The organism is Massilia sp. CT11-108, from assembly GCF_047302915.1.
Classification (GTDB): domain Bacteria; phylum Pseudomonadota; class Gammaproteobacteria; order Burkholderiales; family Burkholderiaceae_D; genus Telluria; species Telluria orientalis.
The window spans coordinates 1-278 of sequence record NZ_JBKYMO010001482.1; the positions used below are offsets into that span (position 1 = coordinate 1).

Annotated in this window: 1 pseudogene; it reads left to right on the top strand. The window is 70.9% G+C overall.

Going from position 1 to position 278, the window contains the following annotated elements:
- Positions 1-278 (top strand): annotated as a pseudogene (locus ACEN88_RS35365) (EamA/RhaT family transporter); the annotation flags it as partial.

Sequence of the window (278 nt, forward strand, 5' to 3'; positions counted from 1 at the left end):
GCTGCTGACGGGCGTCGCGCTGTGCTGCGGCGGCCTTGCTTCCATCCACCGGTGGCGCGAATGGAGGGTGCCGGCCGCCATCCTGGGTTTCGGGATCGCCAGCCTGTTCCTGTACCACGCGAGCCTCGTGGCCGCGTTCCGGCTCGCGCCGATCGCCGAGGCGAACCTGCTGAATTATCTGTGGCCGCTGTTGATCGTCGTGCTGGCCCAGCGCGCGGTGCCGCTGCGGCGACGCCAGCTGGCCGGCTGCGTCATCGCCTTCGCGGACGGCGCGATGA